This is a genomic window from Corynebacterium simulans (assembly GCF_001586215.1).
In the GTDB taxonomy this organism is placed as follows: domain Bacteria; phylum Actinomycetota; class Actinomycetes; order Mycobacteriales; family Mycobacteriaceae; genus Corynebacterium; species Corynebacterium simulans.
Genome location: NZ_CP014634.1, coordinates 2,409,836 through 2,427,873, shown reverse-complemented (window position 1 = coordinate 2,427,873; position 18,038 = coordinate 2,409,836). Strand labels below are relative to the sequence as shown.

At 61.0% G+C, this 18,038-nt stretch carries 20 protein-coding genes; 1 reads left to right on the top strand and 19 read right to left on the bottom strand.

Going from position 1 to position 18,038, the window contains the following annotated elements:
* Window positions 1-136 precede the first annotated feature (136 nt).
* From WM42_RS11345 to hisD, 15 genes are all read right to left on the bottom strand, one after another.
* On the bottom strand, window positions 137-1,174 hold the full coding sequence (locus tag WM42_RS11345; protein ID WP_141740977.1) for an HNH endonuclease signature motif containing protein: 1,038 nt from the start codon (window positions 1,172-1,174) through the stop codon (window positions 137-139).
* Between the two features lie 212 nt (window positions 1,175-1,386).
* On the bottom strand, window positions 1,387-2,799 hold the full coding sequence (pyk, locus tag WM42_RS11340; protein ID WP_062039444.1) for a pyruvate kinase: 1,413 nt from the start codon (window positions 2,797-2,799) through the stop codon (window positions 1,387-1,389).
* A gap of 168 nt (window positions 2,800-2,967) precedes the next feature.
* On the bottom strand, window positions 2,968-3,864 hold the full coding sequence (gene lgt / locus WM42_RS11335; RefSeq protein WP_062038333.1) for a prolipoprotein diacylglyceryl transferase: 897 nt from the start codon (window positions 3,862-3,864) through the stop codon (window positions 2,968-2,970).
* Window positions 3,865-3,900: 36 nt separating this feature from the next.
* Entirely contained in the window at window positions 3,901-4,731 is an 831-nt protein-coding gene (locus WM42_RS11330) for an indole-3-glycerol phosphate synthase TrpC (RefSeq protein ID WP_062038330.1), read from the bottom strand.
* A gap of 69 nt (window positions 4,732-4,800) precedes the next feature.
* Window positions 4,801-5,433, bottom strand: coding sequence for a TIGR02234 family membrane protein (locus tag WM42_RS11325; RefSeq protein ID WP_062038327.1), 633 nt, complete (start codon window positions 5,431-5,433; stop codon window positions 4,801-4,803).
* On the bottom strand, window positions 5,434-5,796 hold the full coding sequence (hisI, locus tag WM42_RS11320) for a phosphoribosyl-AMP cyclohydrolase (protein ID WP_061923341.1): 363 nt from the start codon (window positions 5,794-5,796) through the stop codon (window positions 5,434-5,436).
* The gene (gene hisF, locus WM42_RS11315; protein WP_062038324.1) at window positions 5,793-6,557 is read right to left on the bottom strand and encodes an imidazole glycerol phosphate synthase subunit HisF; all 765 of its coding nucleotides are present in this window, start codon (window positions 6,555-6,557) and stop codon (window positions 5,793-5,795) included. Before hisF ends, hisI begins: the two co-directional genes overlap by 4 nt.
* Before the next feature lie 13 nt (window positions 6,558-6,570).
* Window positions 6,571-7,362 carry an inositol monophosphatase family protein gene (locus tag WM42_RS11310; RefSeq protein WP_062038320.1) on the bottom strand — a complete coding sequence of 264 codons (792 nt, stop codon included), beginning with the start codon at window positions 7,360-7,362 and terminating at the stop codon, window positions 6,571-6,573.
* An 18-nt stretch (window positions 7,363-7,380) separates the two neighbouring features.
* On the bottom strand, window positions 7,381-8,163 hold the full coding sequence (priA, locus tag WM42_RS11305; protein ID WP_062038317.1) for a bifunctional 1-(5-phosphoribosyl)-5-((5-phosphoribosylamino)methylideneamino)imidazole-4-carboxamide isomerase/phosphoribosylanthranilate isomerase PriA: 783 nt from the start codon (window positions 8,161-8,163) through the stop codon (window positions 7,381-7,383).
* Window positions 8,164-8,178: 15 nt separating this feature from the next.
* Window positions 8,179-8,814 carry an imidazole glycerol phosphate synthase subunit HisH gene (gene hisH / locus WM42_RS11300; RefSeq protein WP_062038313.1) on the bottom strand — a complete coding sequence of 212 codons (636 nt, stop codon included), beginning with the start codon at window positions 8,812-8,814 and terminating at the stop codon, window positions 8,179-8,181.
* A 3-nt stretch (window positions 8,815-8,817) separates the two neighbouring features.
* A complete protein-coding gene (locus tag WM42_RS11295) occupies window positions 8,818-10,062 on the bottom strand; it encodes an MFS transporter (RefSeq protein ID WP_062038310.1) in 1,245 nt (414 codons plus the stop codon).
* Window positions 10,059-10,211, bottom strand: a complete 153-nt coding sequence (locus WM42_RS13485; RefSeq protein ID WP_168161740.1) for a hypothetical protein — start codon at window positions 10,209-10,211, stop codon at window positions 10,059-10,061. Before WM42_RS13485 ends, WM42_RS11295 begins: the two co-directional genes overlap by 4 nt.
* Window positions 10,212-10,231: 20 nt before the next feature.
* Window positions 10,232-10,834: an imidazoleglycerol-phosphate dehydratase HisB gene (gene hisB / locus WM42_RS11290; protein ID WP_062038307.1), complete on the bottom strand. Its 603-nt coding sequence runs from the start codon at window positions 10,832-10,834 to the stop codon at window positions 10,232-10,234.
* A complete protein-coding gene (locus tag WM42_RS11285) occupies window positions 10,834-11,943 on the bottom strand; it encodes a histidinol-phosphate transaminase (protein ID WP_062038304.1) in 1,110 nt (369 codons plus the stop codon). The genes hisB and WM42_RS11285 overlap by 1 nt, the downstream gene beginning before the upstream one ends.
* Window positions 11,944-11,945: 2 nt before the next feature.
* Window positions 11,946-13,271, bottom strand: a complete 1,326-nt coding sequence (hisD, locus tag WM42_RS11280) for a histidinol dehydrogenase (RefSeq protein WP_062038301.1) — start codon at window positions 13,269-13,271, stop codon at window positions 11,946-11,948.
* Window positions 13,272-13,417: 146 nt separating this feature from the next.
* Here hisD and WM42_RS11275 point away from each other — a divergent pair, with 146 nt between their 5' ends.
* A complete protein-coding gene (locus WM42_RS11275) occupies window positions 13,418-14,353 on the top strand; it encodes a YbjN domain-containing protein (RefSeq protein WP_062038298.1) in 936 nt (311 codons plus the stop codon).
* 19 nt (window positions 14,354-14,372) lie between these two features.
* Here WM42_RS11275 and WM42_RS11270 read toward each other — a convergent pair whose 3' ends face one another.
* The 4 genes from WM42_RS11270 to WM42_RS11255 form a co-directional block, all read right to left on the bottom strand.
* The gene (locus WM42_RS11270; RefSeq protein ID WP_061923371.1) at window positions 14,373-14,615 is read right to left on the bottom strand and encodes a hypothetical protein; all 243 of its coding nucleotides are present in this window, start codon (window positions 14,613-14,615) and stop codon (window positions 14,373-14,375) included.
* 39 nt (window positions 14,616-14,654) lie between these two features.
* On the bottom strand, window positions 14,655-16,196 hold the full coding sequence (locus WM42_RS11265) for a molybdopterin-dependent oxidoreductase (RefSeq protein WP_061923374.1): 1,542 nt from the start codon (window positions 16,194-16,196) through the stop codon (window positions 14,655-14,657).
* A gap of 228 nt (window positions 16,197-16,424) precedes the next feature.
* Window positions 16,425-16,916 (bottom strand): hypothetical protein, encoded by a 492-nt coding sequence (locus WM42_RS11260; protein ID WP_061923377.1) that lies wholly within the window; start codon window positions 16,914-16,916, stop codon window positions 16,425-16,427.
* Between the two features lie 112 nt (window positions 16,917-17,028).
* Window positions 17,029-17,787, bottom strand: coding sequence for a hypothetical protein (locus tag WM42_RS11255; protein WP_061923380.1), 759 nt, complete (start codon window positions 17,785-17,787; stop codon window positions 17,029-17,031).
* Window positions 17,788-18,038: the final 251 nt, after the last annotated feature.

Genomic DNA, 18,038 nt, shown 5'->3' with positions numbered 1-18,038 from the left:
CCACGCCGTGCAACCCGTGACTCCGTTTGCACGAGCGTCCGGCAGGGGGCGGTCGGGCCAGCGTCGGCGTCTGCGGGATTGGCGGTGACGAGACTGCGAGACCGGGTCGCGGCGATAGAGCCGGCCCGGCGCAAACCTAGGGTGGCGGGCGGAGGTTGTGTTTTAGAAACAACGGCCTGCCGGTTTTGGGTGAAAGCCAGGCAAGATGGCCGTCGATAAGCGTGATGCGACCGCGATGCGCGGGCCCTAGTGGATCGTCCTGGTTGAGCCCGTTGTGATAGGCGCAAAGTGGCACCAAATTTTGTAGGTTGGTGTGCCCGCCGTGGTTCCACGCTTCGATGTGGTGGATTTGGCAGTCGTCGAAAGGCACGGAACATCCCGGCCACACGCACTCGCGGAACTTCGCTTTGAGTATGGCACGCTGTTTATCGTTTGCGATGCGCTGAGTTCGGAAAGCATCGACCGGCCCAGCCAGCGGATGCACGAGGACGGCCTCCCCATGCTGGGCCAGCGCGCGCTGAATATACTGCGCGCCAGAGACCACCGCGCCGTTGCTCAGCTCAATGGTGACCTCCTCACCCTCACCGTTTACGATGCGGTCGAGTTGGTCAAGGTAAACAATCGCCGAGGTCGACACTTTAACGGCCCCTCCGCTCGCCTTTCCGGCCACCAACGCGCGAAAACCCTCAAGGGCGCCGTCCGCATGCGAAATGATGGCGCGAAAGTCCTCGATGGTCATCGCCTTATCGGTGATACGGATTGCGCCCAGGCCGTTGGAGTACCGGGTATGCGATACCTGAGGCTGGGGCTGCGGCGGAGTGAGGATCTCGCGTAACCGAGCGCGCGCGAGTCCGTCCACGTTATTGGCTGGCGCGTGGCACAACTCGACTCTTAGGTCCCACGCGTGATGGCGGTTGCGCACCCGCGCGACATATTTTTCGATCCGGGCCAGCACGCTCAATCCATGACCACGGCGCCGCGCTCCGGCGAGCGCACGAGCCTGTTTGCGGGTATACGGCGTCTTGCCAAAATAAGGCTCGGCGAGGCGGATGAGGTGATCGGCGTCATCGGGGCTTGCGCCTAAAGCCATGATTTCAGACTTGCTTAACGCGGCCGCCTCGGCGAGAAGATCCACGCCGCGCGCCCGTGCTTGCAAATACGTCTGAAGGTTCATGCCTTTCACGCTAAAAGCACCCACGAACCGCCACAAGCATCAATTCTTCGTCTGTGGATAACTTCGCCAAAAGGGGACTAAAACGCGCTTTCCGATGACGCGGCCACAAAGTTATCCACAAAAAGAGGCCTCCCTGCGCAAAAGCAGCAAGGCCACAGCGCTGACGGGCCAGCACTTTTCGAGCGCCGGCGAAGCGCGCTCAAGGAGCTCGGTTAGCGGCTTCCACCCAACATGTGGCACTGAATCATGTTGGTGTTGCCCGCAATTCCCGGCGGGGTGCCAGCGATAACGACGATAAGGTCGCCTTCCTTGTAACTATCCATGGCCAGCAGCGAGCGGTCGATGGTAGCCATCATGTCGTCGGTGGAGTCCACGGCATCACTCAGGAAGGTCTGCGCACCCCAGGTCAGGGCCAGCTGCGAGCGCACCTCCGGGAACGGGGTAAACGCCAGCAGTGGCAGCTTGGAGTGCAAACGCGCCACGCGCTTTGCGGTATCGCCGGAGGTGGTGAAGGCAACGATTGCCTTCGCATTCAGGCGCTCCGCGATGTCGCGCGCTGAGTAGGACACCACGCCGCGCTTGGTGCGTGGAACGTGCGAAAGCGGCGGCACCTGGCCATCGGACTCGGCATTCTGCACGATACGAGACATGGTGCGCACGACGTTCTGCGGGTCGATGCCCACGGAGGTCTCGCCTGAGAGCATGACGGCGTCGGCGCCATCGAGCACGGCATTGGCCACATCCGATGCTTCCGCGCGGGTCGGGCGCAGGTTGCTGATCATGGAATCCAGCATCTGGGTTGCCACGATGACCGGCTTAGCGTTTTCACGCGCGATTTGGATGGCGCGCTTCTGGAACAGCGGCACCTGCTCGAGCGGTACCTCGACGCCCAGGTCACCACGGGCAATCATGATGGCGTCGAAAGCAAGGACGATGGACTCCAGAGCATCGACCGCCTCCGGCTTCTCCAGCTTCGCGATGACCGGCACGCGGCGGCCCTCTTCGTCCATGATGGCGTGGACCAAGTCGACGTCGGCTGGCGAGCGTACGAAGGACAGCGCGATCATATCGACGCCGAGCTGCAAAGCGAAGCGCAGGTCGGCGATGTCCTTTTCGGATAGAGCCGGCACGGAGATATCCATGCCGGGCAGGGAAACACCTTTGTTGTTGGATACGGGGCCACCTTCAGTGACCTCACAGACGACGTCGTTGCCATCTACTTCTTTACAGACCACGGCGACCTTGCCGTCGTCGATAAGCAGTCGGTCGCCGGCCTTCGCATCCTTCGCGAGGTTCTTGTAGGTGGTGGAAACGCGGTCGTGGGTGCCTTCGACGTCGTCGACGGTGATGCGAACGATTTCACCATCTGCCCACATCTCCTCGCCGTTGATGAAGCGACCCAGGCGGATTTTCGGCCCCTGCAGGTCGGCTAGGATGCCGACGGCGCGGCCAGTTTCATCGGTAGCCTCACGTACCCAGCGATAATTGGCTTCGTGGTCGGTGTGCTCGCCGTGGGACATGTTAAGGCGAGCGACGTCCATGCCCTCTTGCACGAGGCGCAGGATTCCGTCCTTGCTTGCCACAGCGGGACCTAAGGTACAAACGATTTTGGTTCTTCTATCCAACATTAAAAGCCCTATTCACATCGGGAATGCTAACGAAACCCAACCTACCCGCGTTCGCTGGCAACGGCCACTGCCAAAGCCAACATAAACCCGCAAATCCACAGAAAATCTCACCAAAAACCAGAAATGCCCGCATGAAAGCGGGCATGAATGGGCAACGTACGCTGCTTAGTGTGATTCCTGCGACTCATCGAGCGCTTTCGGCCCGTTACGCGCAGGATCTACCTCATCGGGAGTCTCCTGCCCGCGCGGAAGCTTGAAAAATACCACCAGCGCCACGATGAAAAGCACTACTGAAACAATGACGTTGATACGCAGGCCGAAGACCATCGTGGCCTCATCCGAGCGCATATTCTCAACGAAGAAACGGCCCAGCGTATACCCCGCCACATAGAGCGCAAACACGCGGCCGTGCCCCAGCTTCCACGCCTTTTGCGCCCACAGCAGGAACAAGCACACGGCGACATTCCAGACCAGCTCGTAGAGGAAGGTCGGGTGCACGGACGTTATTACTTCCCCAGTTGAGCGGCCCGATACCGGCGCATACTCCCCTGCCTCGTTGATGCGGTAGTAAATATCCAGCGCCCACGGAACGTCGGTGGGCCGGCCGTAGAGCTCCTGGTTAAACCAGTTACCGAGCCGCCCGATGGCTTGGGCAAGGATGAGACCGGGAGCGACGGCGTCGGCAAACGGCGCCATGGGCACCTTTTTAATCTTGAACATCACCCAAATCGCGAACACGCCGAGCGCCACCGCGCCCCATATACCGAGGCCGCCGTTGGTGATTTTCAAGGCATCGGCCGGGTTACAGTCGGCACAGAAATACTTCTGGTGATCCGTAATCACGTGATACAAACGCCCGCCGACGATGCCCGCCGGGATGATGACGATGGCCGCATCCCACACGACATCGGAATTGCCGCCACGCGCAACGTAGCGGCGCTGCGTCATCCACATCGCCACCAGAATGCCGACGATGATACAAAGTGCGTAAGCACGCAGCGGAAACGGGCCTAAATGCCACACGCCCTGCGGCGGGGACGGGATGTTTGCGAGAATTTGCACGCTAGACAGTTTGCCTTATCCGGCTGGACAAAGCCACTAAAGAGACTTCCGCGAAGGGCACGCCGGGTGCTGGCCAGCAGCGACCAAGGAACGCGCCGCGGCGGCGGGGTCTTGGGCCGCCATGATGGCCTCTCCTACCAGCACCGCATCGGCGCCCTGGGAGGCATATCTCAACACGTTACGTGGCGAATTCACTCCGCCGATTGCGATGCGCACGATGGATTCCGGCAGCCCCGGCACAATCTCGGAGAAGGCCTCGCGGTTGATGGCATCCGAGGCCACTGACCATGCGTTAATGGCCACCACGCTGCCACCGGCCTTGATGGCGCGGTCGACTTCATCACAGGTGCGCACCTCTAAAATTGCGGTCATTCCCAGCGATTCAATGCGATCGAGCAGCGCCTCCAACCGCGCCTGCTCCAAGAGCTCCACCTGCAGCGGCACCGCGTCCGCGCCATAGCAGCGCGCCTCGTGGATCTGATACGGGTCCACGATGATGTCGCGGCAAATCATCGGGATATCGATCGCCGCGCGGGCCTGGCGCATATCCTCCAAAGAACCGTGGAAGCGCCGCCTGTCGGTCTGGCAGGCCATCAGGTGGACCCCCGTGGCAGCTAGCTGCGCGGCAATCTGCGCCACCGACTCCGGAGAGTCCAGATGTGCGATTTCGCCGGCATAAGGCACGGCGCGTTTGATTTCGGTAATCACGGAGCAGCCCTGGCGTAACAGCGCAGCACGGACGTCGCGAGGCTCGCTCATGGAACGCGAGCGCGCTTTGATGTCTTGGAAGGAGACGCGGGCTTCGCGCACGGCGACGTCGTCAAGCACACCTGCTATCAGGTGGTCTACGGCGATCGGAGTGGACATCAGCACCTCCCTCCACAGGGGCGTTTGAGATCACACTTAGGCTATCGCGATGGCCCGCGAAATAGAAATTCAGGGGCGTTTTACGTCCGTGGGGTCAATGTCGGCGTCGAGCGCATCCCACATCACGCGACCGGAATCGGTGGTGGTCTCCAGTTCCTCGGCGATGCGTTCCTGGCGCGCGGCCGGGCTTTCATACTTGGTCGAGCGGGGCTTGTCGACGCCCGGTTTGCGCACCAGCAGCATCGCCCCAAACAGCGCGCACGCTGCGCCGAAGATGGCAAGAATGGGGCCAGCCTTTGCAGCCTCGGTGCTGATGACGGTGGCCCACTCCGAGATTTGCGCACCGTTGACGGCATTCTCGTCGGAGGAGCCGGCGCGCAGGAGTTCTTGGGCGCGAGCGGCGTCGGCGCCGTAGGTCAGCAGGGAGACTGGGCTCCACGCCACGGCGGCTGCGGCCAGCGCGCAAATGACGGCCACGATGCGGCGGGAGGTGCGACGCAGGGCCGCCACGGCGACCGAACCGGCCAAAAGCACAAGGGTCAGCGCGATTAGCTCGAGCGACCAGAAAGAACCCACCATGTCGACGGTGCTGAAACCGGACTTATCGTCTTCTACGGCAGCGGTAGCCCACGTCATGCGGGATGAAAGCCACAGCAGGATTGCGCCTGCAGCAATTAAAAGTGGGCCAAGACGGCGTGCCATCTAAAATGCGCCTCCCAAAAGGTCACGAGAATCGAAACAAGTGCGGTCTCCGGTATGGCAGGCCGCGCCTTCTTGGCGAACTGTAATCAGGATGGTGTCGCCATCGCAATCCAGCCGCACCCCCAGCACTTCTTGGGTATGCCCCGAGGTCTGGCCTTTTATCCAATAGTCCTGCCGCGAACGCGAGTAATAGGTGCCCTTGCGCGTGGCCAAGGTGTGCGCGAGTGCGTGGTCATCCATCCATGCCAACATCAACACCTCGCCTTGCTCGGACTGGGCGATGGCGGGAACCAGGCCGTCGGCGTTGCGCTTGAGCAGCTTAGCGACGCCCGGGTCTAGCTCGAAGTCTGCCGGGCTACTCACTTGCGTACCTCGTAGGAGGCCGCCGCGAGGGCATCCTTCACCTCGGCGATTTCCACCTCGCCGAAGTGGAAGATGGAGGCCGCGAGGACGGCGTCGGCGCCAGCTGCAATAGCCGGTGGGAAGTCGGCCGCCTTGCCCGCTCCGCCGGAGGCGATGACGGGGATAGACACCGCAGCACGCACCTTTTTGATGAGCTCGAAGTCGAAGCCTGTCTTCGTGCCGTCACCGTCCATGGAGTTCAGCAGAATCTCGCCGACACCCAGCTCCGCGCCACGGGCCGCCCATTCGATGGCGTCGAGTTCAGCGGAGCGCGTGCCGCCGTGGGTGGTGACCTCGAAGCCGGAAGGCATGCGTGGGGTTCTGCGGGCGTCGACGGATAGGACGATGCATTGGGAGCCGAAGACCCGGGCAAGCTCGCGCAGCAGCTCCGGGCGGGAAAACGCCGCGGAGTTGACGGCTACTTTATCGGCGCCGGCGCGCAGCAGCTTACGGACGTCGTCGATGCAACGCACGCCGCCGCCCACGGTCAGTGGGATAAAGACCTGGTCTGCGGTACGTCGCACCACCTCGAGCATGGTGCCCCGGCCTTCTTTCGAGGCGCTGACGTCGAGGAAGGTCAGTTCATCGGCACCGAGTTCTTCGTAGCGGGCGGCCAACTCTACTGGGTCGCCGGCATCGCGCAGGTTTTCAAAGTTTATGCCCTTGACCACGCGGCCGTTGTCCACATCGAGGCAAGGGATAACACGCACGGCCAAGGCCATGGCATCCTCCTTTTTAAGATTTTTGACTGTGGCGGGCCACGATGTCGAGAATCGTGGCGTGCACCTGAGGGGTGCCGGCGACCAGACCGCGGGCGCCCGGTGCCCAGTCGTTGCCTTCGGGGTCGGTTGCGATGCCGCCAGCGGCCTTGATGAGCAGAGCGCCCGCGGCGTTGTCCCACGGATGCGGCGAGAAGTTCACCACGCCGTCGAAGACGCCCTGCGCCACGAAAGCCGAATCAACCCCCACGGAGCCGGTCATGCGTGGGCGCAGCCCGGTCTCGCGCAGCTCGTGGAAGATATCCGTGGGCAGGTGCGAAGAGCAGCCGACGTGCCCGCGGCCTTCGTCAAAACCGAGAGAATCCGCACCGCCGCCAAAGCCGGTGGCAGGTCCGCCAACCGAGCGCAGACCCATTCCCTCGGCAGCCACCACGCGGCGCGCCAGCAGCGGGAAGTCCGCCACCGCAACTACGGGGCGGGAGTCATGGATGAGGCTGACTAGAACGCCGCACAGCGGGTTGCCCGCGGAATAGTTCGCGGTGCCGTCGATGGGATCGACCACCCACATGGCCTTCTCGGACGCAAACACGCCGGAGGGCGAGGCAGACTCCTCGCCATAGACCGGAATGCCTGTGAGCTGGGTGAGATGCTGGCGCAGCTGCGCCTCGATCTGCAGGTCCACTTCCGTGGCAAAATCGCCCTCGCCCTTGAAATGGGCAGGCGGCGCGCCGAGGCCGGCGCGGAATAGTTCGCTTACTTGGTCAACGGCCGCCTCGGCAAAAGCCACGAGCTCACGCGGTTGAGTCATGAAATGGCGCTCCTCGCTTTAATAAGTGTCAATGGGGTCGATGTAATCTTCTTCCGGCAGCGGCTCTACCTCCGCCACCGCCGCGATTGCTTCTTCGAGGCTAAAGCGCTGCTCATAGAGCGCTTTCCCGACAATCGCGGAATCGATGCCCTCGTTTTCATACAGCGCCAGCTCGCGAAGATCATCCAGGCTAGAGATGCCGCCCGAGGCCGTAATCTTTGCCTCGGTAGCCGCAGCAACCTCACGCAGCAGCTCCACGTTGGGCCCTTCGAGGGTGCCGTCTTTGGTGACGTCGGTGACCACGAAGCGCTGGCAGCCTGCCGCATCGAGGCGCTCGAGTACCTCCCAGAGGTCTCCGCCATCCGATACCCAGCCGTTGCCGCGGCAGCGCCACTCGCCTTCTTCTAGCTGCACCGCTAAGTCCACGGCAATTTTGTCGCCGTGCTTTTCCAGCATTTCCTCGACCCACTCCGGTTTCTCCAGCGCCGCGGTGCCGATGTTGACCCGCCGCGCACCGGTGGCAAGCGCACGCTCCAAAGACTCACCGTCGCGAATTCCGCCGCTCAGTTCCACCTGCATCGAAAGCTCCGCGGTAATCTCCGCCATCAGCGCGTGATTAGAACCGCGGCCAAAAGCCGCATCGAGGTCGACAAAGTGCAGCCATGAAGCTCCCTGCTCCTGCCACTTGAGCGCGGCCTCGCGCGGGGTGCCATAGTTCTTTTCGGTTCCGGCCGCGCCTTGGTCAAGTCGCACAGCCTGGCCGTCAACGACGTCGACGGCCGGCAACAAAGTAAAGGTCATGGTTTCAAATCCTACTTAAAGCGTATTAATCCAGTTGCGCAACAACTGCGCTCCTACCTCGCCGGACTTCTCCGGGTGGAACTGGGTGGCCCACAGCGCGCCATTTTCCACGGCCGCCACGAAACGGTCCCCATCGTGCTCAGCCCAGGCCACACGCGGCGGCTCGGTGATTTCGGTTTCCAGCTCCCAGCGGCGTGCCGCATAGGAGTGCACGAAATAGAAGCGCTCTTGCGGAGAAATCCCCGCGAACATCGCTGAGTCCGCAGCAAATTCCACGGTATTCCAGCCCATATGCGGAAGCACGTCAGACTGCAGTTTTTCCACCCGGCCGGGCCACTCCCCGCAGCCATAGGTGGCAATGCCGTGCTCGAAGCCGGCGTCGAAAAGCACTTGCATGCCTACGCAGATCCCCAACACCGGCCTGCCACCGGCCAAGCGCTGGCCAATGATCCGCGGGCCCTGGGCCCTTTTCAGCCCCTCCATGCACGCGGCAAAGGCGCCGACTCCGGGAACCACGAGGCCGTCGGCAGAAACGGCCACCTGGGGATCCGCAGTGACGGTGACCTGCGCGCCTGCGTGTTCAAGCGCGCGCTGCGCCGAGCGCAGATTGCCGGCACCGTAGTCCAGCACAACAACATTCTTGCCTGTCATGGGCTATACCTTACGCAACCTTCGCAAACGGGTCTTGATATCGTGCGTCTCGCTAACGCGGGTACGTCCCAGCAGCGTATCGCTGACGGTCAGCAACAGCCCGCCCGCGATAATCGCAGCGCCCGCACCAAACGCACCGCTATAGCCGGTGCTGGCGACCAACGCGCCCAGCACCGTGGAGCCCAGGCCGGTGCCCGCGTCGTAGAAAATATTCCACACCGCGGAGGCCTCAGAAATCTTTTCGCGAGGCGCGCGGTCGAACATCGCCAGCAGAGCCTCGTTCTGCGCGATGCCAAAGGCACCGCCGAAAATTACGGCGCCACAAACCAGCAGCCACAGCGACCACCCTTGCGCGAGCGTGAAGGCAATCAACGCCACGCCACCGGCGGCCACGAACTGGGCCGGGATATACAAAGTGCCGGGTTTGCCAAGGCGGTCTGCCACCGCGCCTGCGAAGTAACGCATCACCATCGTCGCAGCACCCACCAAGGAAAGCAGCAGGCCGCCGACGGCCGCGCCGGTGACTGGGTCCAGTTCTCGCGCCGCGGGGGCGATGAACGTGGATACCACGCCGTAGCTCATGGAGAAGGTGGTAAGAGCTAGTGCCGGCACGGCGAAGAGTTTCCACATCGGAGCGACGGCTCCGGTCTCACGGTTCGCCACGCTTGACGACGCCGCCTTCAGCGATGGCACACGCAAACACATCACGAAGCCAATGATGCCGATGATGCCAGCGGTGATGTACGCGGTTTCAAAGCCCCAAGCCTGCCCCATCGCAATGCCAGCCGGCAAAAAGACCATCTGGGCGAATCCGACAAAGACGCCGATCATGCCGGTGGCCTTTCCCAGCAGCCGCGAGGGGGCGATTTCTGCGATCAGCGCGCTTTCCGAAACTGTCAACGCGCCGAAGCCAATTCCGCGCAGGGCGGAAAAGACAAGCACGACAACGGCGGCGTTACCAAGCAAGTGGCCGAAGGCCGGAACACCGAGCAGCAGCGCGGCCGCCGCCATGACGGGACGGTAGCCAAAGGTACGCAACATGCGCGGGGTCAAAGTCTGGGTGATAACCGTGGCAGCCATGAAAGCGCCGGTCGAGGCGCCTGCCAGGGTTGCCGAGCCGCCCGAGTCTAGAACCGCCAGCGGGACCACCGGCAGCAGAATGGACCACGCGCCAAAGGCCGCCGCAACGGCGACCATCGTGGCGGTATAGCCCGGGACCTTCCAGATGGACTGCTTCGCGTTGCTCACTGGCCCATCACACCAAACATCCACGCCAGCGCCGCTGCGATGGATACCGCGCCGAGCACAGCAGCCACGATGGTAAAGAACTTAGAGCCTTGCTGATAAGCAGACCAGGCACCACCAAAAAGAAGTCCTGCCACCAAGAACAGGACCAAAATCAAAAAGTTCCCAGAAATTATAAAGCTCCCTTCGTGGAAGGAATCCCCTTTACTCGGGGATCCGGTTCGACGGCCTGCCGCAGCGCACGGGCTACCGCCTTGAATTCTGCCTCGGTGATGTGGTGCGGGTCGCGCCCGTAGCGCACGTTGAGGTGCAAGGTCATTGCCGCGTGTGTGGCCAATGTTTCGAAGAAGTGGCGGTTGATGACTGTGGCATAGTGGCCGCCAATAATCTGCCATTGTAGATGCTCCGGCTCGCCGTTCATCACGAAGTAGGCGCGGCCGGAAAGATCCACCACTGCTTCTACCAATGTCTCATCCATGGGCAAAAGCTGCGAGCCGAAGCGGCGGATGCCAGCTTTGTCACCGGCGGCGTCGGCAAACGCGCGGCCCAACACAATCGCGGTGTCTTCCACCGTGTGGTGGGCATCGATGTGGGTATCGCCTTGGGCGTGGACCTTGAGGTCGAAGCTGCCGTGGGTGCACATCGCGCCCAGCATGTGGTCGAAGAATGGCAGGCCGGTGCTAATGTCTGCGTCCCCGCTGCCGTCGAGGTTTATTTCGACGCGGATTTGGGACTCGTTGGTCACCCTTTCCGCTTTGCCGATGCGGTTTGCCATTAGTCTTCTCCTTCCGCAGTTACTGTACCGCTAAGTTTCGCTGCCACCGCGAGGAAGGCATCGTTTTCTGCCGGCAGCCCGATGGTGGCGCGCAGAAATCCGCGCTGGCCGACGTCGCGAATCAGCATCTCGCTACTCAAAAACCGCTCCCAGACCGCGTGCTGATCTGCAAAGCGGCCAAAGAACACGAAGTTGGCCTCGCTTTCTACCACAAAATATCCCAGCTCCTGCAGCTTGGCGACGACGCGTTCGCGCTCCGTGGCCAGCTTGTGCACCGTTTCCAGTGTCTCGGCGCTATGCCGCAGCGCGACGATGGCCGCGGCCTGGGAAAGCGTGGAAAGGTGATAAGGAAGGCGCACGAGCATAACGGCCTCGATGAAGGCTGGGTCAGCCACGAAGTATCCCAGGCGCCCGCCGGCGAAGTCGAAGGCCTTGGACATGGTGCGCGAGACCACCACCTTGGTGGGATATTTCGCAATCAAGTGGGCAGCCGAGGGCGAGGTAGAAAACTCCATGTAGGCCTCGTCCACGATGATGATTCCCGGCGCGGCCTGGACCAGTTTTTCGATGTCTGCAAGGCGCGTGACATCGCCAGTGGGATTATTCGGCGTGGTGATAAATACGATGTCGGGGCGGTGCTGCGCTATAGCTTCCAGCGCTCGGGGCACGTCGATGCGGAAATCCGCACCGCGTGGGCAATCGATGAACTCGGTGTGGGTGCCCGCGCACAGGATGGGGTGCATGGAGTAGCTAGGGCTAAAGCCCAGGGCTTTACGCCCTGGGCCGCCGAAGGCCTGCAGGAGTTGCTGCAGAACCTCGTTGGAGCCATTTGCCGCCCAGAGGTTTTCCGCTTTCAGGTTGGTGCCGGTTTGGGCGCTTAAGTACTCGGCCAGCGCGCGGCGTAGCTCGGTGGCGTCGCGATCTGGATAGCGATTGAGCGTGCTTGCCTGCTCCTCGATGCTGCGCACGAGATCCGCTACGAGGGCGGCAGAAGGCGAATAGGGGTTTTCGTTGGTATTGAGCTGGTTGGCCACACGCAGCTGCGGCGCACCGTAGGCAGACTTGCCGCGCAGCTCTTTACGCAGGGGCAGATCAGAAAGTTGGGTCATGGCTATATTCCTTGAAAACGGGCGGCGATGGATTCGCCATGGGCTGGCAACTGTTCGGCGGCGGCGAAGGCGATGACGTTGTCAGAGATCTCTGCCAGCGCCGCTCGGTCATACTCGATGAGGTTGACTGGGCGCAGGAAAGTATGGGTGGATAACCCGGCACTAAAGCGGGCGGTTCCAGAAGTTGGCAGGACGTGGTTGGAGCCTGCGGAATAATCCCCCAGCGGCACCGGTGCGTACTCCCCGACGAAAATCGCGCCAGCATGCTTAATGCGTTCGGCCACAGCGCGGGCATCATTGGTGTGGATTTCCAGGTGCTCGGCGGCATAGGCGTTGGCAACCGCGATTCCGGCCTCTAGGTCATCGACCAGGATGATTCCCGACTGTTGGCCTTCCAGCGCCTCGCGCACCCGCTCGGCGTTGCGGGTGACGAGGTAGCGCGCGGAAACCTCGGCGTCGACTAGCGCGGCAAGCTCCGGCGAGTCAGTGATGAGCACGCTCGCCGCCAGCGGATCGTGTTCTGCCTGGGAGATTAGATCGTAGGCAATATAAACCGGGTTTGCCGTGGAATCCGCGAGGATGGCAATCTCTGTGGGCCCTGCCTCCGCATCGGTGCCCACCACGCCGCGTACCAGGCGCTTGGCTGCGGTGACGAAGATATTGCCAGGGCCAGTAATAATATCCACCGGCTCGAGGGAGGCCTCGCCCGTCACCGGTTCCTCGTCGCCGTAGGCCAGCAAAGCTACGGCCTGTCCCCCGCCGACGGCCCATACCTCGTCGACGCCCAGCATGTGGCAGGTCGCCAGCACTGTCGGATGCGGCATACCAGCGAACTGCTCCTGCGGCGGCGAGGCCACCACCAGGCTGGAAGCACCCGCCTCCTGCGCGGGAACGGCATTCATGATGACCGAGGAAGGATAGACCGCCTTGCCGCCTGGAACATAAAGGCCCACGCGCTCTATCGGCTGGAAGACTTCCGTCACCGTGGCTCCCGGGCCAAGCGTCGTGGTGTGCGCGGCTGGCTTCTGCTCCGCGTGCACCTTGCGCACGCGCTTGATGGATTCCTCGATAGCGGCACGGACCTGAGGCTCCAGCCCGGCGGCGGCTGCAGCGAGCGCGGCTTGGGAAACGCGCACGGCGGCCGGGCGTACACGATCGAATTGCTCGCCATAGTCCAATGCCGCAGCCGCGCCCTTTTCCCGCACCGCATGCACCATGGGTGCTACCTTGTCCAGATAAGCCGCAACGTCAGCGCCGCCGCGTGGCATGACTCGGCGCAGGCGGGCGGGGCTTAAAATCTTTCCGCGCAGATCGATGGTGTGCAACATAGTCCGAGCCCTTTCTATAGCTAGACCAATATACTAACGCCGATTCCCCAGCGGTAGGGCGAGTTTTGGTAATAGAATTGGGCCACAGCTTCTCTCCCCTTATTGCACTATCGCTTAAGCAAATCATGGAAGGCAGGGCCCAGCGCATGGATGAATTCGATTCAGATGCCAGCTGTGAGTCCGCCACGAGCACGAAGCTCTTGGCTCGCATGTGCGAGATCGCTTCCCGCTTGGGCATTCATTCCATTAAAGCCACTGATGAGCTAGTGATTTTTCCACATTCCACAGCGGGTGAAACCCGCGTGAGCCTCGACGCTGCGGGCGAGCCGGTGTTGCATTTTTATACCACCCACCAAGGCCACTTGGGCTTCGAAGATATAGCAGCGCTCGGCGAATTCGCCAACGACTGGAACCACGACTGCATCTCGCCGCGCGTGGTGGTGGATTATGCCGACCCCACTGCGGTCACGCTGTGGGGGCATACATTCTTGGTGGTTCAGGACGAGCCGCAGGATTCCCAGTTGGAGGCAGCGCTGGTGCCGGCTTTGCGCAATGCGAGGTTGTTTTTGAACGCGCTTGCCGACGCCTTCCCTTCCCTCCGCAGCCAGCCATCCCCAGCGGAGGATTCGCCGGCGTCGGAAGGCTCAGCCGCGGAGGTGCTGCCCGTGGACATCGCACGGGTGGAGGATATCCTGCGCAGGCTAGGCATCAATCGCTTCCAGACGGACGCCGAGCAATCCGTTTATGCCTGGATAAACGATGTTTTATTTGCATTCGTGCTCGATGTGGGCCCGAGCCTAATCATCAAGGGCCACTGGGACCCGAACTTAAGGGGCGAGGATTTCACCCGCATATTTTTAACGTGCAACGACTGGAACCGCACGCATCATTCGGCGGCGGCGTTTTGTCACTCGAACGTCGACGGCCTGCAGGTGCGCTTGGATTACGCGGTCATGGCAGGCGGCGGGCTTACCGACGCCCAGCTATTGACCAGCCTGGGCCGCGGCATGAAGCACATCCTGCACGGCATCGACGATATTGCCCGAGAGGCGGTTGGCGCCTCACCGGTCCAGTGGCCTTAACAGGCCTTAAAGGCTCAAACTACTGGACGATTTCGTAGTTGCCAGCCTTAGCCAGGGCCTCGTTCATCGCCGGGACGGAGGGGATCACATCGTCCTTGTGCTTGACCACAAGGCGGGCATACTCATGGTCCGTAATTTCGAAGGTGGCCTGGCCCAGGCCACCGGAAGCGAAGATGTCATAGAGTGCCTGCAGCGCTTTGCGGACATCGTTGTCATTCTTTACGCCGCTGACGTGGTAGTGAGTGGAAACAATAATCGACATGAGTCAAATTGTACGACTTTTGCCGTTAGATTCCCGAACTTAGATACGGCCGTTGAACGCCTGCAGCGCAGAATCCTCGCGGGTACCGCCGCGGCCGTCGCCGTAGCCTGCGTAATCAGCGATCCAGCTAACCTTGGAAACCCACTTCACGGCCTTGTAGCCGTGGTTGGATTCCACGCGGCAGCGCGCCGGGGCACCGAGATGGATGTCGACTTCATGGCCGTTGCGGGACAGGGCGATGACAGACTGTGCATCCAGGGCGTCGTCAATGCTAAAGCAGGCATAGAAGGGCTCGCGCGGGCGGTTGTCGTACATCTTCTGCGCTAGGCCATAGGACTCGACCATGACGTAGTTGGCGCCTTCTGGGCGTGGTCCCAACAGGCTTAGCACGTCCTCGATGGAAGGCCCAGCCCAGCGGGAGGTCGCCGACCAACCCTGCATGCAAGTATGCGTTGCCACGTAGGACTGCTGCGGCAACTCACGTAGCTGCTCGATGGTGACGACCTTCTCTACGCCATTAATGTCATCAGCCAGCGTGATTTCGTAGCCCTTCCAGTCATTCTCGCGGAACTTGGTCCACTCCGGCGACTCATCGGGCGTCGGCGGCAGGCCGTTAGTCCAGTGAAACTTGGAAATGTCCTTATCGGTATAAGCCTGCTGGGTAGAAGGCGAAACCTTCAACCAGTTCAGGAAGAGCTTGCGGCCGAGCTCGGTAAACTTCACCACGATGCGCTGGGCACGGGCGCGATCCGCCAGGGACCAGTAGGACAAGAAGATCCAGAACAAAATGACCACCACGATGGTAAAGACCACGGTGGTAAAGGCCTGCGCGTAGCGCTCCACGCTCACGTCGCCGAAGACCATGTGGACCATGTTGTGCTCGCGGTGAACGAAGAACACGAGGAAGACGTGCACAACAATAAACGCGCTCATCAGCACCATTCCAATGAAGTGCAGGGAGCGAGCACCTTGGTGGCCACCCCAGAACTTCACGTAGCGAGGGAACTTCACTCGCACGGCCGGGGCCATGGCTACGCCGGTGAGCATCATAAACGGCGCCAGGATGAAAATGACGAAGGAGTACGCGAGCTGCTGGAGGGCGTCGTATGGCGTGAAGTGCTCCAGCGAGGGTGCCTGCAGGCTCAAGTAGACCTTGGCCGATTCCCAGGCCTCAGGGACTATATCCCAGGAGGTCGGAATCAGCCGGCGCCACAGGCCGGTGGCAAAGAGCAGGGTAACGTAGACAAAGCCATTGAGCACCCACAGCATCACCGCGGCGCCGTGCCAGTGGCGGCCCAATCCGATGTTCTCGCGGCCGGGCAGGGAAAGCATCGGCGAGACCGAAAGCTCATCCATAAGGGAGGTGTAAACGCCCTCCTCTTTGGGCAGCTCACGCTTTGTAAATTTGATCCACTCGGTGCCAGGCGCGCAATCACTGCGCCACCACAGACGCGGCAAGGAAGAGAGCATTTCGATGCCGGAGCGCAGCAGCATACCGATGAGTACGAAGTTGATGAGGTGCGAGGCCCGCAACCAGATAGGAAAGTCTGGGTTTTCACCCAGAGCCAATACATAGTCCATGGGAAAATTCCTCGGTGGTGAGAGATACAACTTTTCACTAGTGTGACTTATTTTTCATTGTGTCGCACCCACCCCGAAATACCAATGGTTTTTCCGTGCTTATTTAGCTTTTGGACAAAATCGACCCGCATAGCTGGAACAATGCTGGTTTACTCCACAGCATGATTCCCGCCACACGTCCAGCAAATTACACATAATGTATACCCCCGAGCCCCGCATCCTCGGCCTCTAATCTACGCCCGGCACATCCACGAAGGCCGCCGACCAATAAGCAAACATCGCCATAAACGGCGAAACCACCCACGCGATCCCCGGGGCAAACTTTGGCACAAACTGGACCACCTGCCCCGGATCCGCCGGCGCGGAATGCGCCGTTACCCCGCCAACCACATAGAAAGCCGCCGCACCTGCCAGGCAGGCCACCCCACACCACAGCAATTGCCCGACGCCGCGGAACGCCGCGCCGCGCATATAAGAAAACAGCCCGAAGCAAAGCCCCAAGAAACCCACCAGGACAGCGAATACAATGAAGGAAGAAAATTGCACGTCAGCAACATTTTCGATGGCATAGCCGCCGTCTTCTACTTCACGGCCGGTAAGAGTCGGGCGCCACATCCCCCACACCGCCCCCACTACCGAATAGACAACAAGGACTAGGGCAAGCAGCCCCGCACCGAACCCGATGGAGCGAGGAATACGAAACTTGGACTTGGACACCATTTCTTTATAAGGCCTGACTCGAAAGAACTAAAACGAAAAGGAGGAAGTGCCAAAGCACTCCCTCCTTATAAATTACAGCGCCTTGTTTGACGCTATTTTCTCCGCGGAGAGTTTAGACCTCGCCACAGAAGGTCCAGTTGCCGTTCTCGCGGCGGAAACGCATGGTGGAGCTATCCAGACCTTCGTTGGTGTTGACGTTGACGGTTGCGGAAGCATCGTCACCGTTGACAACAACGTCGTTGATGGACTCAACGCCAATTGCGTTCCAGTCGAAGCCATCCAGCTGGGAGGTGTCCTGGCCGGAAGCTGCGAGCATGTTCTTCAGCTCGTTCATCGGAACATCCGGGATCTGGTTGTAGTCCATGTTGGCAACCTCAGAGCCCTGCGCGTTCAGCACTGCGGAGCAGGTGTGATCCGGCATGTACTTGAAGAACTGGCGCATGGTCTTGGTCTCGTAGAGGCCACGGACCAGCTGATTGATGCCGTCGACATCTCCCTGCTCTGCCGGAGCGCCCTCAACCGGAGCGACCGGCGCGGCGTTCTCAAGCGGGTTGGCGCCACCCTCGAATGGGTTAGCCAGGGTCTCCTCCGCAGCGGCTGCGTTGGAGTCCTTGTCTGCGCCTCCCTTCTTCTCTGCGTCCTTGCCGTCCTTCTTATCCTTGTTTGCGTCCTTGTCCTCGGACTTCTTTTCCTTGCTCGGAGCAGCAGACTTGTCCGCATCCTTGGAAGCCTGCGTGGTCTTCGTGGCGGTGGTCTTGTCGCCACCCTGAGCGTTGTTGGCTTCTTCGTCGTTACCGCAGGCAACGAGGGTCATCGGCAGAACCATGGCTACAGCAACGAGGGACTTCTTCGCAGGGGTTAGAAAAGACAAGGGTTAGGCTCCTGAAATATTTACGATGGCTGGCGTCAAGGCTAAATGTAGGTCGCTGTAAATCGGTTCCGAATGGTCGCCGATTCAGCGCGAGCGAAACAGCCTGAGCCAGTTTTCTTTCCGCCTCATCCTAACAAGTCGAAGGTGCGGAATACATGTCGGATCCCTCAAAGAAGCCTGTGAACTTAGGCCTTTTCTTACACATTTACTGGCAAATGTTAAGCCAGTCACCACTATTCGGCGCACAGGCC

Coding starts and splice junctions, on each gene's coding strand:
- WM42_RS11265 (WP_061923374.1), bottom strand. CDS start 16,196: ATGGACTATGTATTGGCTCTGGGTGAAAACCCAGACTTTCCTATCTGG.
- priA (WP_062038317.1), bottom strand. CDS start 8,163: ATGACCTTTACTTTGTTGCCGGCCGTCGACGTCGTTGACGGCCAGGCT.
- WM42_RS11310 (WP_062038320.1), bottom strand. CDS start 7,362: ATGACTCAACCGCGTGAGCTCGTGGCTTTTGCCGAGGCGGCCGTTGAC.
- hisD (WP_062038301.1), bottom strand. CDS start 13,271: ATGTTGCACACCATCGATCTGCGCGGAAAGATTTTAAGCCCCGCCCGC.
- hisH (WP_062038313.1), bottom strand. CDS start 8,814: ATGACAGGCAAGAATGTTGTTGTGCTGGACTACGGTGCCGGCAATCTG.
- WM42_RS11330 (WP_062038330.1), bottom strand. CDS start 4,731: ATGTCCACTCCGATCGCCGTAGACCACCTGATAGCAGGTGTGCTTGAC.
- WM42_RS11285 (WP_062038304.1), bottom strand. CDS start 11,943: ATGACCCAACTTTCTGATCTGCCCCTGCGTAAAGAGCTGCGCGGCAAG.
- WM42_RS11325 (WP_062038327.1), bottom strand. CDS start 5,433: ATGGCACGCCGTCTTGGCCCACTTTTAATTGCTGCAGGCGCAATCCTG.
- WM42_RS11275 (WP_062038298.1), top strand. CDS start 13,418: ATGGATGAATTCGATTCAGATGCCAGCTGTGAGTCCGCCACGAGCACG.
- WM42_RS11345 (WP_141740977.1), bottom strand. CDS start 1,174: ATGAACCTTCAGACGTATTTGCAAGCACGGGCGCGCGGCGTGGATCTT.
- WM42_RS11270 (WP_061923371.1), bottom strand. CDS start 14,615: ATGTCGATTATTGTTTCCACTCACTACCACGTCAGCGGCGTAAAGAAT.
- WM42_RS11260 (WP_061923377.1), bottom strand. CDS start 16,916: ATGGTGTCCAAGTCCAAGTTTCGTATTCCTCGCTCCATCGGGTTCGGT.
- hisB (WP_062038307.1), bottom strand. CDS start 10,834: ATGGCAAACCGCATCGGCAAAGCGGAAAGGGTGACCAACGAGTCCCAA.
- hisF (WP_062038324.1), bottom strand. CDS start 6,557: ATGGCCTTGGCCGTGCGTGTTATCCCTTGCCTCGATGTGGACAACGGC.